The organism is Variovorax sp. dw_308, assembly GCF_019207085.1.
Taxonomy (GTDB): Bacteria; Pseudomonadota; Gammaproteobacteria; order Burkholderiales; family Burkholderiaceae_C; genus Variovorax.
In genome coordinates this window covers 1-14,011 of record NZ_JAATOM010000041.1, presented here as the reverse complement: position 1 = coordinate 14,011, position 14,011 = coordinate 1, and the positions used below count along the sequence as shown (strand labels likewise).

Here is a 14,011-nt window from a genome sequence, read left to right as displayed (position 1 = left end):
CGATACGTGGTGCCCGCATGAACATGACGGTGCTGACCTGGATGGCAGAGGTGCTGCGTGCGCACCCCGAGATCGCATTGTTCCTGGCGCTCGGCGTGGGCTACGCGGTGGGGCAGATCAAGTTCGGGCCGATCCAGCTCGGCGGCATCTGCGGCACGCTGATCGCGGCGCTCGTCATCGGCCAGCTCGGCGTGACGCTGCAGCCCAGCGTGAAGAACATGTTCTTCATGCTCTTCATCTTTGCGCTGGGCTATGCGGGCGGACCGCAGTTCTTTGCCAACCTCAATGCCAAGGGACTGCGCATCAGCCTGCTATGCGTGATCGAGGTGGTGGTGGTGCTGGCGCTGGTGCTGACGGCTACGCGCCTCATGGGCCTGGACCAGGGCACGGCCGCGGGCCTGATGGCCGGCGCCGCCACGGAGTCGGCCGTGGTGGGCACGGCCACCGATGCCATCTCCAAGCTGGCCTTGCCCCCCGACCAGATCAAGCAATTGCAGGCCAACGTGGTCACTGCCTATTCGATCACCTATATCTTCGGGCTCATCGCCATCGTGGTCATGACGAGCCAGGTGTTCCCGCTGATCCTGCGCATCGACCTGCGCGAGGAGGCCGACAAGCTCTGGCGCGCGATGGGTGGGCACGAGGTCAATGCGAGCGCGACGCCGGCCGCGCCTGAACTGGTCGGCAGGGTCTACACGGTCACCGGCGGCGCGGGCTTGCCGATCCGCAATGTCGAGGCCGTGCTCGGAGCCGGCGGCAGCGTGCAGGGCCTGATGCGGCACGGCCGCACGATGGCCTTCGCAGCCGACACGCCGCTCGAGGCCGACGACCAGGTGCTGGTGGTCGGCCATCGCCTCGCGGTGGTGAAGATGGCGCAGACCTATGCGGACCTGGGCCAGGAAGCGACGGATGCCAGCGCCTTCGGCGTCGTGATGGACATCGCAGAGGTCATCCTCAACCACCCCGATACCCAAGGGCTGACACTCGGTGAACTGCACGTGCCGAAGGCACCGGGCCTGCCGACGGCGCTGCCGGAGAACGTGCTTGTCGCCAGCGTCGAACGCGGCGGCCATGCGCTGCCGCTGCTGCCCGACCTGCGTCTGCAACGCGGCGACCGCCTCAAGCTGTTCGGCCGCGCCGACGACATCGCCGTGGCCGTGCCGCGCATCGGCGAGGGCATGATGAAGTCGGTGCACAGCAACATCGCGCTGGCCTCGGCGGGCATCGTGCTCGGCGTGTGGATCGGGCTGTTCAGCGTGAAGATCGGCGGGGTGCCGTTCTCGCTGGGCACGGGCGGCGGCGCGCTGCTGAGCGGCCTGGTCTTCGGCTGGTACCAGGCCCGGCATCCGAGCCGCCTCAGCGTGCCCGACGATGCGCTCGCCCTGCTCAAGGACATCGGGCTGGCCACCTTCATCGCATGCGTGGGCCTGGCCTCCGGGCCGCAGGCGCTGGAGCTGATCCGCAAGTACGGCGTGTCGCTCCCGCTCATGGGCGTCACCATCGCCGTGGTGCCGGCCTTCGCATCGCTGATCGTGGGCCGCTACCTGCTGAAGTTCGAGGCGCCGGTGCTGCTCGGCGCCATCGCCGGCCAGCAGTGCAGCACGCCGGCGCTCAGCGCAATCCAGACCGCGGCGGGCAACACCACGCCGCTGCTGGGCTACACGATCACCTATGCGATCTCGAACGTGATCCTGCCCTTGATGGGGCCCCTCATCGTTGCATTTGCCGGAGCGGTGCAGGCGCACTGAAGACCATGGAATGGCTGCACGACATCTTCACGCGCTCGCCGGAGATCGCGCTCTTCCTGTCGCTGGCGCTGGGCTACACGATCGGCAAGGTCGGCTTCGGCAGGTTCCAGCTCGGCGGAGTGGCCGGCTCGCTGCTGGTGGCGGTCATCGTCAGCCAGGCCGGCGTCGAGATCGACTCGGGCGCGAAGACGGTGCTGTTCGCCCTCTTCATCTATGCCGTCGGCTTCGAGAGCGGGCCGCAGTTCTTCGGGGCGCTGGGCAAGCAGTCGGTCAAGGAGATCGTGCTGGCCTTCGTGCTGGCTGCGACGGGGCTGGCCACGGTGATCGTCATGGCCCGGCTGTGCGGTTTCGACAAGGGCCTGGCCGCTGGGCTGGCTGCCGGCGGGCTGACGCAGTCGGCCATCATCGGCACCGCGGGCGACGCGATCGCCAAGCTGGGCCTGGCCGCAGAAGAAGTGCAGCGGCTGCAGGGCAACGTGGCCGTGGGCTATGCGGTGACGTACATCTTCGGCACCTTCGGCGCGATCATCGTGTGCGTCAACATCCTGCCCCGGTTCATGGGCCGCAGCATCCGCGACGACGCGATCAAGGCCGAAGCCGAGTTGCAGACGGGCGTGCAGGTGTTCGGCCCGGACCAGCAAGCGGCCGCGCCGGACCTGGTCGGCCGCCTCTACCAGGTGAGCGCGGGCCGCCAGCATGCGGTCGCGCAGATCGAGCACGCGACCCCGGGCGCGGCGATCACGATCGAGCGCGTGAAACGGGGTGAGCAGTTCATCGAGGTGGCGCCGCAACTGCTGCTGGAAGCCGATGACGTCGTGCTGGTGGTGGGCCGACGCGAAGGCGTCGTGGCCAGCGCGGGCCTGCTCGGCAAGGAGGTCTACGACGTCGACGGCATGGAACTCATCATCCAGCGTCGCGACGTGGTGGTGACGCGGAAGGACCTGGGCGGCAGGGCCCTCGGCGAGATCCGCCGGAACATGGCCACCGCGGGCCTGCGCCGCGGCGTCTACCTGGAGCAGATCAGCCGCATGGGCCAGGTGCTGCCCATCGGCCCGGACCTGGTCGTGCAGGTGGGCGACACGGTCACGCTGCATGGCGTCGAACGCGACGTGCAGCGCGTGGCGAGCGCCGTCGGCGAGGTCATCGTGCAGAGTGCGAAGACCGACTTCGTCTACTTGGGCGCGGGGGTGCTCGTCGGCCTGCTGATCGGGCTCGTCAGCCTCAGGCTAGGCGGCATTCCGCTGACCCTGGGCAGCGGCGGCGGCGCGCTGCTGTCCGGCCTGCTGTTCGGCTGGTACCGCGCAAGGCGACAGACCTTCGGCGACTTTCCCATCGGCGCGGTGCAGCTCCTGAAGGAACTGGGCCTGGCCGGCTTCGTCGCCGTGGTGGGCCTGCAATCGGGCCTGCAGGCGGTGACGACGATGCGGGAACACGGGCTCGCGATCTTCGGCGCCGGCGTGGTCGTGACCATCGTGCCGCTGCTGCTCACGATGCTGGTCGGCCGCTACGTGCTGCGCTACGACAACGTGGCCATCCTTGCCGGCGCGCTGTCGGGCACGCGCAGCGCCAACCCCGCTTTCGGCGAGGTGCTGGACAAGGCCGGGAACCCGGTCCCCACCGTGCCCTTCGCGATCACCTATGCGCTGGCCAACGTGCTGCTGACCTTGCTCGGCCCGCTGGTCGTGGCCCTCGCGTGACGCCGCCGCGCATCAACCGCTGAAACCTGACTGGAGACTCCCAAAATGGAATTCAAGGACGTCGAGAAACTCGCCGCACTGAGCCCCTTCGAACTGAAGGATGCATTGATCGAGGTCGCCAGCGAGAACGATCGCTCGATGCTCAATGCCGGCCGCGGCAATCCCAACTTCCTCGCCACCACGCCGCGGTACGGCTTCTTCCAGTTCGGGCTTTTCGCCATGACGGAGGCCGAGCGCTCTTACATCTACATGGACCATGTCGGCGGCTTCCCGGAGCGCGAGGGCATCGAGGCGCGCTTCGAGATCTTCGTGGCCCGCAACAAGGGCGTGGAAGGCGTGCGCTTCATCGCGGCCGCCGTGTCCTACGTGCGCGACCAGCTGGGCCTGTCGGCCGGCGACTTCATCTACGAGATGTGCGAGGCCATCCTGGGCTGCAACTACCCGGTGCCCGACCGCATGCTGCGCCTGTCGGAGATCATCGTGGGCCAGTACATCCACCGCGAGATGATCGGTTCGCACCCCTTCGAGGGCCGCTTCGACATGTACGCGGTCGAGGGTGGCACGGCGGCGATGACCTACCTCTTCAACAGCCTGCGCGAGAACCATCTCATCAGCAAGGGCGACACCATCGCGCTGGGCATGCCGATCTTCACGCCGTACATCGAGATCCCCGAGCTCAACGACTACCAGTTGCTGGAGGTCTCCATCGAGGCCGCGCCCGACAAGCACTGGCAGTTCCCGTCCAAGGAACTCGACAAGCTGCTCGACCCGAAGGTCAAGGCCTTCTTCCTCTGCAACCCGAGCAATCCCCCATCGGTGAAGATGAGCGACGAGGTGCTCGCGCGCATCGTCGAGATCGTGAAGCAGCGGCCCGACCTCATCATCCTGACCGACGACGTGTACGGCACCTTCGCGGACGACTTCGTCTCGCTCTTCGCGATGTGCCCATTCAACACCATCCTGGTGTATTCGTATTCCAAGTACTTCGGCGCGACCGGCTGGCGCATGGGCGTGGTGGCCACGCACGAGAACAACGTGCTTGACCAGCGCATCGCGGCCTTGCCCGAAGTCACGCGCAAGGAACTCGACGCGCGCTACGGCTCGATCACGCCTGCGCCGCGCGCACTGAAGTTCATCGACCGCCTGGTCGCCGACAGCCGCACGGTCGCGCTCAACCACACGGCCGGGCTGGCCACGCCGGTGCAGGCGCAGATGGTGATGTTCTCGCTGTTCTCGCTGATGGACGAACCGCAGGCCTACAAGGCGTCGATGAAGCGCATCGTGCGGCGGCGCAAGGAGGCGCTGTACCGCGAGCTGGCCCTGCCGCTGCCGGTCGATCCGAACTCGGTCGACTACTACCACCTGCTGGACCTGAAGGACATCTCCGCGCAGCTGCACGGCGAGGCCTTCGCCGAATGGATCGCCCAGCGGCTGCGGCCCAACGAGGCGCTGTTCCGCATCGCGCAGGAGAGCGGCGTGGTGATGCTGCCGGGCCGCGGCTTCGGCACCGAGCACGCATCGGGCCGCGTGTCGCTGGCCAACCTCAACGAATACGACTACGCCAACATCGGCCGCGCAGTGCGGCACCTGTCGGCGGAGTACTTCGCGATCTTCGAGAAGGAAGGCGGGGCCGCGCCTGCCGGGCGCAAGGCTGGCGGGAAAAAGAAACCGAAATAGCCGCCGCCGGCCGACGCCCCGCGACGAACGCCTTCAGGGCTTCACGACTTGCGCGGCCTTGGCGCGTTGCACGTATTGCTGGTAGGCCGGCAGCGCGACCGCCGCCAGGATGCCGATGGCCGCGATCACCGGAACGATCAGCCCGCCGATCTTCACCAGCGTGGTGTTGGCGGGCGGCGGGGCGCCGTAGCGGTTGGGGCCATCGGTGCCGGGCTTGAAGACCCAGATCAGTCCCACCAGGGGAATGAAGGCGAGCAGCGTCATCCAGCCGTTCCAGTCCATGTCGTGGCTTCGCTGGATCAGCTTCAGCACCAGGAAGACAAGGTACGGAATGCTCAGCAGCACGCCGATCCCTCCGCCCAGTGCTGAGGCGAGGCCACCATGGCCGGTACCGCCCGCGATGGCGCCGACAACCACGCTCACCGCGAGGACGGCCGCGATCATCACGAGGTAGGCGCCCACGGCATTGGCGAGGTAGCGCAGCCGCCCGATGCGGCCCCTGGCCGAGAAGAGCCTGACCGGCTGTACCGTGTCGTCCGCCGCGTAGCGGTCGGCGACGATTGCGGTGGGTGCCGCATAGGGGTTCACTGCTTGGGCCATGCGCTTCTTCTCCTCGTGAATGTGTGTGTGACCGAGCCGCCCGGCACCCGGGCGTCATCGGGCGGCATCTTCGTTGCTGACGTGACAAGAAACAATCCGCAACACTGCGAGGTTGTTGCACGAAAAGCACGACGTGCCGTCCGGCGAGCCGGCCGGCATTTCAAAGGTGAAGGTCGCCGAGACCGCCGAGGGCTGCCTGCAGCGCAACCAGCGCAGCGACCCCCAGCACCATCACCACCACAAGGATTCCCGCGGAGATTTTGACGCCCGTCGAGTTGGGCGGCGGCGGCGCGCCAAAGCGGTTGCCGCCTTTCGTACCGCCCTTGAACAGCCAGAGCAACGCCACCAACGGAATGATGGCCAGCAACGGCATCCAGCCGGACCAGTCCATGTCGTGGCTGCGCTGGATGCCCATCAGCGCGTGGAACACCAGCAGGGGAATCAGCGTGACCAGCATCACCAGTACCAGCGACAGGGTGCTGGCGCCCACGCCGGCCACAGCGTAGACGAGCGCGCCGGACACGGCATTGCAGATCAAGCCCGCCGCCGTCGTATACGCGAGATACCGCAGCCGCCCGATCCGCCCCTTGGCCGACCACAACTTGATCGGCTGGACCTCATGACTCTCCACATCGGCCACGGCCGCCGCGGGTGCTGCGTACGGATTGATTGCCCCTGACATTCTTCTACTCCCTTTTGGTTGATGAAACTTCTCTTGTTATCGGCGACTGCTACAGCAGCCCTGCTCGCTTGACTGCGTGATATCTGTTGACCAGCGCCACCGCCAACTGCGCCGGCTCGACATCGATGGACAGCGGATCGTTCCCCACCACGCGCGCAAACGCATCGCGGCGAGACTGGTCGAACAGGTGCGCCGCGGCCACATCGACCGCATCGCGCGCACGCACGATCGGCTGCGCAGCGATGCGGCCGAGCACGCGCTCGCGCAGGCTCGCGACCAGCACCAGGTGATTGCGCCGCAGCAGCTTGATCGCGGGGCGCAACTCTGCGGCGTCCTCGTCCCGGAAGTTGGTCAGCACGATCACCAGGGCGCGGCGGCGCTGCACGCGCAGCAGTTCCTGCGCAGCCAGCTGATAGTCCGAATGCGTCGCGCCGGGCTGGATGTCGTGCAGCCGGTTCATCAGCGCGTTGAGCGTGGCGGCGCCCTTGCGCGGCGCGAAGTCGCGGCGCTGCTCGGGCGGCCCGCCGAAGGTCATCGCCCCGACCTCGTCGCCCTCCTTCAGCGCCACGTAGCTCAGCAGCATCAAGGCGTTGAGCGCCTCGTCGAAGTGGCTGCCGCCGCGTTGCGCCTGCATGCCTTCGTCGGCGCGCATGCGGCGGCCGCAGTCGAGCAGGAAGTACACGCACTGGTCGCGGTCGTCCTGGAACTCGCGCACGATCGGGCGCTGGTGCCGCAGCGTGGCCTTCCAGTCGATGTGGCGCAGCGAGTCGCCGGTGCGGTAGTCGGCGAGCTGGCGGAAGTCGGTGCCCTGCCCGCGCTGCGCATAGGTCTTGATGCCGATCTGCGCCAGGCGCCGGTCGCCCGACAGCCATGCATAGCGCGCCAGCGCGGCGAAGTTGGGATACACGCGGATGCGCTGCGGCTGGCCCAGCGGCTGGCGCACTTCGAAGCAGCCGGCGCGCGTGCGCCAGCGCAACTGCGTGACGCCGAACTGCGCCACGCCACGCGACAGCGCGGTGGCCGAGTAGCGCATCTCCAGCCGGGCGCCGGCCGGCGCCACCACGGCTTGCGGCAGGCCTTCGAACGAGAAGTGCGGATCGACCTCGTCGAAAACCGCAACCTGCCAATCCACCGCGCCTTCGTTCACCAGCGTCAGCGACAGCACGGTCGGCACGCCCAACGAGAACGCGCCGGGCAACTGCCGCTCGACGCGCAAGGGCGCCGCGTGCCATAGGCGCCAGCTCCGCCAGAGATCGACACCGGCATAGCCCGCGCCCGCGGCCAAAAGCACGGCGCACGCCGGCCCCACCCATTCCGCCGGCGCACCCGCCATCGATGCCACCGCGGCAAGCACGGCCAGGCCGGCCAGTGCCAGCACGGTGGCGCGGGTGGGAATCAGCAAGCGGCGCATGTCGTGAGTGCCCGCGACCTCAGAGCCTGGGCGCCTCGACGCCGTCGAGCGCGCCGCGCAGCAGGACGTCAACCCCGCGGCCTTCGAGTTGCGCGTCGGGCGAGATCATCACGCGGTGGCGCAAGGCCGGCAGCGCCTGCCTGGCCACGTCGTCGGGCGTGATGAAGTCGCGGCCTCGCATCAGTGCAGTCGCTCGCGCGGCCCGGATCAGAGCCATGGTGCCGCGCGGACCGGCGCCGGATGAAAGTCCCGGCCAGTCGCGCGTGGCGCGCGCGATGCGCACCGCATAGTCGACCACGCGCGCATCGGCGTGCACGAGGCAGGCGAGCCGCTGCAGTTCGATCACCTGCGCCTCGGCCAGGCAAGGCGTGACGGCGTCCAGCGGAAACTGGTTGCCGGCGCGATGCTGCGTGGTGAGTTGCACGATCGCGTTCTCTTCCTCATGGCTCGGGAAGCCGATGTCGATCTTCAGCAGGAAGCGATCAAGCTGCGCCTCGGGCAGCGGATAGGTGCCTTCGGTGTCGATCGGGTTCTGCGTGGCCATGACCATGAAGGGCCGCGGCAATTGCAGCGCCTGGCCTTCGAGCGTGACCTGGTATTCCTGCATCACCTCGAGCAGCGCGCTCTGCGTCTTGGCTGGTGCGCGGTTGATTTCGTCGGCCAGCAGCAGGTTGGTGAACACCGGGCCCTGGTGCACGCGCAAGGTGCCGATGCCGCTCTCGCCGCGCCCGGCCGGGTCGAGCACCGAATGGCCGGTGATGTCGGAGGGCATCAGGTCGGGCGTGAACTGCACACGTGCATAGCGCAGCGACATGGCCTGCGCGAGCGCGCGTGCGAGCAGCGTCTTGCCGAGCCCGGGAATGCCTTCGATGAGCACATGGCCGGAAGCGACCAGCGCCACCAGCACCTGGTCGATCGCCTCGGCCTGGCCGACCACGGCCTTGCCGACCTGCGCACGCAATGCGTCGAGCCAGCCGGCCGCGCGGGTTAATTCGTCGGGGGTGATTTCTGACATGGGAATCTTTCGGGTATCAAGGTGAAGTGGGCGCGTGCGGGATCGCATTCGCATCGAGACGGCGTCGTGCCGTCTCCAGCAGTTCGAGGTCGGCCGCCAGTGCGCCGGGGCCGCGCTTGCGCGAGGCCATCGCCTGCGACAGGGCACGCGCGTCGAGGCCGGTGGCTTGCGCGATGGCGGCGGTGCGCTGTCCGGCATCGCCCTGCGCATGGCGGCGCAGTTGCCTTCTCGCCGATTCGTCCAGCGCGCGCACCTGGGCCGCATGCAAGGCGTCACCGCCGTGCATGTGCAGGAATTCGGCCGTGCCGCGCACCTGCTCGGCCATCGAGCGGCGCTGCGTGCCGATCGACGCGATCAGCGGCCCGAAGCGCACGCCCGCACGCCACAGCGCGACGCCAAGCGCCAGCAGGCCGAGCAGGATGGCGGCCTGGCCGTTGTGCCAGAGCCAGCGCACGAAGGGTTCGCGCGATTCCTCGACGACGAACCAATACTCCGCGCCGGCGCGAGCCTCCAGGGCGGCAGCCACGAGCAAGGGGTTGTCGGCGCGCAGCAGGTTGCCGTTGGTGAGCACCGACCAGCTGCCGATGACGGTCACGCTGCCCTTGCCCATCGGCATGCGCAGCATCTCGGCGCCACGCGGGCCTTGCATCGACCAGAGCGGCATGCGCTTCCCGTCCTTCGAGACGTATTCGGAGCCGGCGTGCACGCCGCAGAAGCGGAAGTTGCGCAGGCCCGCATAGCTGGCCGGCGAGGAATCGGGCTCGGTCAATGTGCGGCAATCGGCGTCCTTCGCGGCAGCGGCTGCGGACGACTTCGGAGCGGGCTCGGCCTTGGGATCGGCCTTGACGATCCGGCTGTCGAGGGGCAGCCAGTCCTTCAAGGACTCATGGCCCACCATCGAGCCGGGGATGAGCAGTTGCCCGCCCTGCTCCACCCACTCGCGCAGCCGGGCGGCCCGGTCGGGAAACAGGTCCCAATGCCGCGATGCCAGCAGCAGCCGCGCCTGCGCGGGCGGCATCTGGTCGAGGCCCGGGCGCTTCACCACCGTGCCGCCCAGTTCGCGCAGCAGCTTCTGCGTTGCATAGAAGGCGTTGGTCGCCGCTTCGCCGCGCGCGGGCGTGCGGCTTTCCGTGGGGGCCCATTCGGTGGCGTCGACCAGCCATGCCACGGCAGCCACCAGCAGCAGCGCGACGACGATGCGAATCAGGTTGTCCTTCATCGCGTCGCGCCCGCCGGTGCGGCCCCGGGCAGTTGCCGGTCGAACTCGTTGCACAGCGCCAGCACGCCGGCCGTGGCGGGCATGCGCTCGCCATAGGCCGCCTGTTGCCAGGCGTCGACCAGCCGTGCAAAGAAGGCCTGCGGGGCAGGGGCCAGCAGGCGCGATGCCAGCGCGACGCATTCGCCCTCGGTGCTGGCCGCGCGCACCGGCACGGCTTGCACATGCACCAGCCGCGACAACGCGCCGCGATAGAGCAGCGACAGGGCCGCGCGCTGCTGGCCGCGCTGCCAGAGGCCGGCGGCTGCATCGCCGATGTCGGCGGGCAGTGTCTCGGGGCGGATGTCCAGTGCGCCGACATGGCTGGGCAAGGGTTCCATCGCATGCCGCGCGCCGTCGGCACGAACCTTGACCCAATGACGAAGGCTGACGAGGACCCAGGCCAGCAGCAACGCGCCCAGCACCCACACCAGCACGCGGCCGCCTTCGCTCACCGCCCTGAAGAAGTCGACCAGCCAGCCGGCGCTGGCGTTCTCTTCCTTCTTCTTCGCTTCGGGCTTGTCGGGCTTGCCCTCCTTGCTGCGGTCCTTGAAGCGCAGCTCCTTCGAGGTCCTGGTGCCGGGCAGGTCCGGATCGGCGCGAACGACCTCCGCCGCGGCCTGGACTTGCTGGCGCGTGGGCGCGTCCGGCGTTGTCGCGGCCTGCGCCACGCCACACACGAAGACGCAGGCCAGGACCATGCCGACGCATCGGGCGCGCATCCGGTCACTCCGCGAAGTCACGGCGAAACTCCTGCTCGATATCCCACGCTTCCAACTCCACGCGGCGGTTGAGATACATCGCGAATCCCGCCCCCACGTAGAACGGCTCGAGCAGCCCGACGACGGCGGCATAGGCGGTCGCGACCAGCACGCTGGAGAGCACCGACTCATTGGTGATCCAGCCGAACACGCTGCGCAGGCTGCCTTCTGGCGCGAACCACAGCGCGAGCGACAACACGGCCATGTACAGAGCCATCTCCGCGTTGGCGAATGCGAACTGCAAGCCGGTGGCGGCGCCGCGCCGGCCGCGCAGCATCTGCTCGCGACGCTTGCGCCGCGCCCCGCCGCGCTGGCCTTCGAGCTGCTCCACCGCCTGCGTGTACGAGCGCCACGGCGACAGCCGGCGCCAGAACAGGCTGCGCAACAGTTGCCCGCCCCAAACGGCGCGGCGCTGCTGCCACAGGTCGTTCCATCGCGTGGCCTGGCCGAACACGGCGCGCGACAGGATGAACAGCAGGCTGCGGTCCAGCCAAGGCTTGAGCATGAAGATCAGCGTGGCCGGCAGCCAGGTCGCGAACTCTGCCGTGCAAAGGGACAGCAGCACGACCACCGCATAGAGCGGCAGGAAGCTGCGCCACACCGATGCCGCATGCTGGCGCACCAGCGCCGCACCCAGGTCGGCAGCCTCGGCCATGGGTCGCGGCCGCAACGCGATGGCCAGCCCGTCAACGCGCATGGCCGTCTCCGCCCTGGGGCGCCTGGCCCGTGCGGCGCGGCCGGCCCTGCCAGCCGAGATAGGCCAGCACCAGCAGCCAGCAGGCCGCGCCCACGCCGTACTTCACCTCGGGCGCCACCCAACGCGCGGACGACCAGAACGCCTCGATCGCAGCCGCAATCAACAGCATCCCGACCACGCCATAGATCACCACCACGGCATGGTGCGCGGCCAGCCGCAAGGATTCCAGCCGCGTATGGCGTCCCGGTGCGAGCCAGGCATGACCCAGCCGCAAGCCCGCCGCACCCGACAGCACGATCGCCGTCAGTTCGAAGGCGCCGTGCGTGACGACGAAGGAACAGAAGTTCTGCCCATGTCCGGCCTGGATCAGGTAGCCGCCGACCGCGCCTGCCTGCACGCCGTTGAACAGCAGGAAGAACGCGCTGCCCACGCCGGCGAAGATGCCGGACGCGAAGCAGCGGAAACCCACGCCGATGTTGTTCATGATGTAGTAGCCGAACATCGTCCAGTCGTCGTCGGCGTCGCGCTTGCGGCCGAAGGCGTCGGCATCGTCGCCGTACATGTGCTCGAAGTTCTGCACCTGGTCGGCGCCCAGCAGGTGCAGGATGAAGCCGGGGTCGTGCCAGGCCGCGAAGCCGGCCAGCAGCAGCGGCAGCGTGAACAGCAAGGCCGCCGCGAGCAGGAAGCCGCCATGCGCGCGCACCGCCTCCGGGAAGTCGACCAGCACCAGCCGGCCCAGGCGCGCCATGCCGTAGTCGTGGCGGCGATAGATCAGCCGGTGCGCGCTCTGCGTCAGCGTCTCCAGCCGCTGCGTCATGTGGACCGGGTAGGCGCGTGCCTGCGCCAGCGCCAGGTGCTCGCAGACGCGCCGGTACAGCGTCGCGAGCCGCGCCCCGTCGAACTTGCGCTTGCGTTCGGCCACGCCGACCTCGGCTTCCAGCTCGGCCCACAGGGGCGCGTGCATTTCCTCGAATTGCAGCGGCGTCATGGGCGCGCTTCCTGGCCATTGCCGTTGCCGTTGCCGTTGCCGTTGCGCCGGCCCATGACCCATTGCGCCACGCCGAGCAATCGCGGCGAGGCCTTGGCGCCCGGCGCGCCGGCCGGCAGCACCGGCTGCGCGATCAGCGCCAGTTCCTCCAGCCGCTCGGGCGTGAGCCGGCGGGCCCGGCCGGCCCACGACACGATGGCCGCCTGCTCGCGCATGCTCAGCGGACGCTGCGGCGCCATCGGCTCGGCCGCCGGTACTTCGCCATGCAGGCTCACGCTGTCGCTGAACACCACCAGCGTGCCGGCCGCCAGGTCACCCAGGCGCTTGCTGTCGCGGCGCAAGAGCATGCTGGCGAGGCCTGCGCCGTAGAGCGCGGGCAGGAAGTCGGCGGTGCGCAGCAGGTTGCGGATCAGCGCGGCGGCCGGCGTCACCGGCAGGCCCGAGTCCATGACCACGCGCAGTCCCAGCGCGCGCTTGCCGGGCGTCGCGCCACGACGCGAAAGCTCGAACACCACCGGGTATAGCCACTCCAGCATGAAGTAGCTGATCAGCATCAAGGCCGTGCCCACGCCCCCCATGGACTGGGTGACGATGGCGAGCACGAGGAAGGCCACGAGCCGGATCGCCAGGTCGATCAGGTACGCCAGGCTGCGCGCCATCAGGCCGGCCGGACGCAGCGACAGGGCGATGCCTTCGGGCGTTTCGGCAGTGTGGAGCGTGTCGAGGCGCACGGGAGCGATCCTCGGGTCAGGCGCGCACGACGACCGTGTCCGCGATGATGTCGTGCAGGCAGCGGCGGGACTTGCGGAAGATGAACAGGCCGTCGACCAGCGCATAGAGCAATATCGTGCCGGTCGTGACGCCCATCAGCGCGTCAAGGCAATAGCGCAGGCCGACGACGCGCGCTGCCGATGCCGGCGCGCCGCCGGGCCGGACGATGCGGATCCTGAAGATGGCCTTGCCGATGGTCTGGCCGCGCATGACCAGCAGGTAGCCGTTCAGCAGCAGGAAGACGACGAGGTCCAGCGCGACGTCCTCGAACCGCAGTGTCCAGAGGCCCTGCGAGCTGGCGGCCGGGTCGACCAGCGGCGAGAAGTTGGCGAGCAGGCGGCTCGCGACGGTCATGATGACGCCATCGGCGACGTAGGCGAACAGACGCGTCCAGCGCCCCGCCAATTGCCCCCTGCGATCGTCTGACTGCACATCCTCGACGTGCGACTGCGGCGGCGCATAGCGCTCGTCCTGCGATGTCGGCTGCATATTCCCTGCTCCCCTCCCGCAGTGCGGGCCCTTGATGGTCGAGCGCGGATTCTATGTAGCTGTTTCAAATGGTCGGGACGGAAAATTCACGATCTGGCAACCATTGATTCGCAAAGTGCTCAACCGCGTGTCCACGAGGGCGAAATCGGGAGATTTGTCGCGGGCGCGGGTGTCGACGCAGGGTCCGCCGAAGTTGCGGAGGATGTCGGAGAGGCGGGCG

At 68.7% G+C, this 14,011-nt stretch carries 13 protein-coding genes; 3 read left to right on the top strand and 10 right to left on the bottom strand.

Annotated elements, in window-relative coordinates:
* The first annotated feature begins 17 nt into the window (after positions 1-17).
* Genes aspT (HCU76_RS34680) through HCU76_RS34670 form a run of 3 tightly spaced genes read left to right on the top strand, consistent with a single transcriptional unit; the run spans position 18 to position 5,122 of the window.
* The gene (aspT, locus tag HCU76_RS34680) at positions 18-1,748 is read left to right on the top strand and encodes an aspartate-alanine antiporter (protein WP_256354709.1); all 1,731 of its coding nucleotides are present in this window, start codon (positions 18-20) and stop codon (positions 1,746-1,748) included.
* A 5-nt stretch (positions 1,749-1,753) separates the two neighbouring features.
* Positions 1,754-3,445, top strand: coding sequence for an aspartate-alanine antiporter (gene aspT, locus HCU76_RS34675; RefSeq protein WP_218511834.1), 1,692 nt, complete (start codon positions 1,754-1,756; stop codon positions 3,443-3,445).
* Positions 3,446-3,490: 45 nt separating this feature from the next.
* Positions 3,491-5,122, top strand: coding sequence for a bifunctional aspartate transaminase/aspartate 4-decarboxylase (locus HCU76_RS34670; protein ID WP_218511833.1), 1,632 nt, complete (start codon positions 3,491-3,493; stop codon positions 5,120-5,122).
* A gap of 33 nt (positions 5,123-5,155) precedes the next feature.
* Here the strand turns inward: HCU76_RS34670 and HCU76_RS34665 are convergent, their stop codons facing one another.
* From HCU76_RS34665 to HCU76_RS34620, 10 genes are all read right to left on the bottom strand, one after another.
* The gene (locus tag HCU76_RS34665; RefSeq protein WP_213959732.1) at positions 5,156-5,722 is read right to left on the bottom strand and encodes a DUF805 domain-containing protein; all 567 of its coding nucleotides are present in this window, start codon (positions 5,720-5,722) and stop codon (positions 5,156-5,158) included.
* A gap of 160 nt (positions 5,723-5,882) precedes the next feature.
* Positions 5,883-6,404: a DUF805 domain-containing protein gene (locus HCU76_RS34660; protein WP_218511832.1), complete on the bottom strand. Its 522-nt coding sequence runs from the start codon at positions 6,402-6,404 to the stop codon at positions 5,883-5,885.
* Positions 6,405-6,453: 49 nt separating this feature from the next.
* Complete coding sequence (locus HCU76_RS34655) at positions 6,454-7,815, bottom strand: DUF58 domain-containing protein (RefSeq protein ID WP_218511831.1); 1,362 nt, start codon at positions 7,813-7,815, stop codon at positions 6,454-6,456.
* A gap of 19 nt (positions 7,816-7,834) precedes the next feature.
* Positions 7,835-8,830, bottom strand: a complete 996-nt coding sequence (locus HCU76_RS34650) for a MoxR family ATPase (protein ID WP_218511830.1) — start codon at positions 8,828-8,830, stop codon at positions 7,835-7,837.
* 16 nt (positions 8,831-8,846) lie between these two features.
* Positions 8,847-10,049, bottom strand: a complete 1,203-nt coding sequence (locus HCU76_RS34645) for a DUF4350 domain-containing protein (protein WP_213959736.1) — start codon at positions 10,047-10,049, stop codon at positions 8,847-8,849.
* Positions 10,046-10,807: a DUF4129 domain-containing protein gene (locus HCU76_RS34640; protein WP_256354708.1), complete on the bottom strand. Its 762-nt coding sequence runs from the start codon at positions 10,805-10,807 to the stop codon at positions 10,046-10,048. The genes HCU76_RS34645 and HCU76_RS34640 overlap by 4 nt, the downstream gene beginning before the upstream one ends.
* Positions 10,808-10,811: 4 nt before the next feature.
* Positions 10,812-11,543, bottom strand: a complete 732-nt coding sequence (locus HCU76_RS34635; protein WP_213959737.1) for a hypothetical protein — start codon at positions 11,541-11,543, stop codon at positions 10,812-10,814.
* The gene (locus tag HCU76_RS34630; protein ID WP_218511829.1) at positions 11,533-12,531 is read right to left on the bottom strand and encodes a stage II sporulation protein M; all 999 of its coding nucleotides are present in this window, start codon (positions 12,529-12,531) and stop codon (positions 11,533-11,535) included. The genes HCU76_RS34635 and HCU76_RS34630 overlap by 11 nt, the downstream gene beginning before the upstream one ends.
* Positions 12,528-13,262 carry an RDD family protein gene (locus tag HCU76_RS34625; protein ID WP_213959739.1) on the bottom strand — a complete coding sequence of 245 codons (735 nt, stop codon included), beginning with the start codon at positions 13,260-13,262 and terminating at the stop codon, positions 12,528-12,530. Before HCU76_RS34625 ends, HCU76_RS34630 begins: the two co-directional genes overlap by 4 nt.
* 16 nt (positions 13,263-13,278) lie before the next feature.
* A complete protein-coding gene (locus HCU76_RS34620; protein ID WP_213959740.1) occupies positions 13,279-13,791 on the bottom strand; it encodes an RDD family protein in 513 nt (170 codons plus the stop codon).
* Positions 13,792-14,011 lie beyond the last annotated feature (220 nt).

Bases quoted from the DNA above. Each gene is read 5' to 3' on its own strand.
- aspT (WP_256354709.1), top strand. From the start codon at position 18: ATGAACATGACGGTGCTGACCTGGATGGCAGAGGTGCTGCGTGCGCAC.
- aspT (WP_218511834.1), top strand. From the start codon at position 1,754: ATGGAATGGCTGCACGACATCTTCACGCGCTCGCCGGAGATCGCGCTC.
- HCU76_RS34670 (WP_218511833.1), top strand. From the start codon at position 3,491: ATGGAATTCAAGGACGTCGAGAAACTCGCCGCACTGAGCCCCTTCGAA.
- HCU76_RS34665 (WP_213959732.1), bottom strand. From the start codon at position 5,722: ATGGCCCAAGCAGTGAACCCCTATGCGGCACCCACCGCAATCGTCGCC.
- HCU76_RS34660 (WP_218511832.1), bottom strand. From the start codon at position 6,404: ATGTCAGGGGCAATCAATCCGTACGCAGCACCCGCGGCGGCCGTGGCC.
- HCU76_RS34655 (WP_218511831.1), bottom strand. From the start codon at position 7,815: ATGCGCCGCTTGCTGATTCCCACCCGCGCCACCGTGCTGGCACTGGCC.
- HCU76_RS34650 (WP_218511830.1), bottom strand. From the start codon at position 8,830: ATGTCAGAAATCACCCCCGACGAATTAACCCGCGCGGCCGGCTGGCTC.
- HCU76_RS34645 (WP_213959736.1), bottom strand. From the start codon at position 10,049: ATGAAGGACAACCTGATTCGCATCGTCGTCGCGCTGCTGCTGGTGGCT.
- HCU76_RS34640 (WP_256354708.1), bottom strand. From the start codon at position 10,807: ATGCGCGCCCGATGCGTCGGCATGGTCCTGGCCTGCGTCTTCGTGTGT.
- HCU76_RS34635 (WP_213959737.1), bottom strand. From the start codon at position 11,543: ATGCGCGTTGACGGGCTGGCCATCGCGTTGCGGCCGCGACCCATGGCC.
- HCU76_RS34630 (WP_218511829.1), bottom strand. From the start codon at position 12,531: ATGACGCCGCTGCAATTCGAGGAAATGCACGCGCCCCTGTGGGCCGAG.
- HCU76_RS34620 (WP_213959740.1), bottom strand. From the start codon at position 13,791: ATGCAGCCGACATCGCAGGACGAGCGCTATGCGCCGCCGCAGTCGCAC.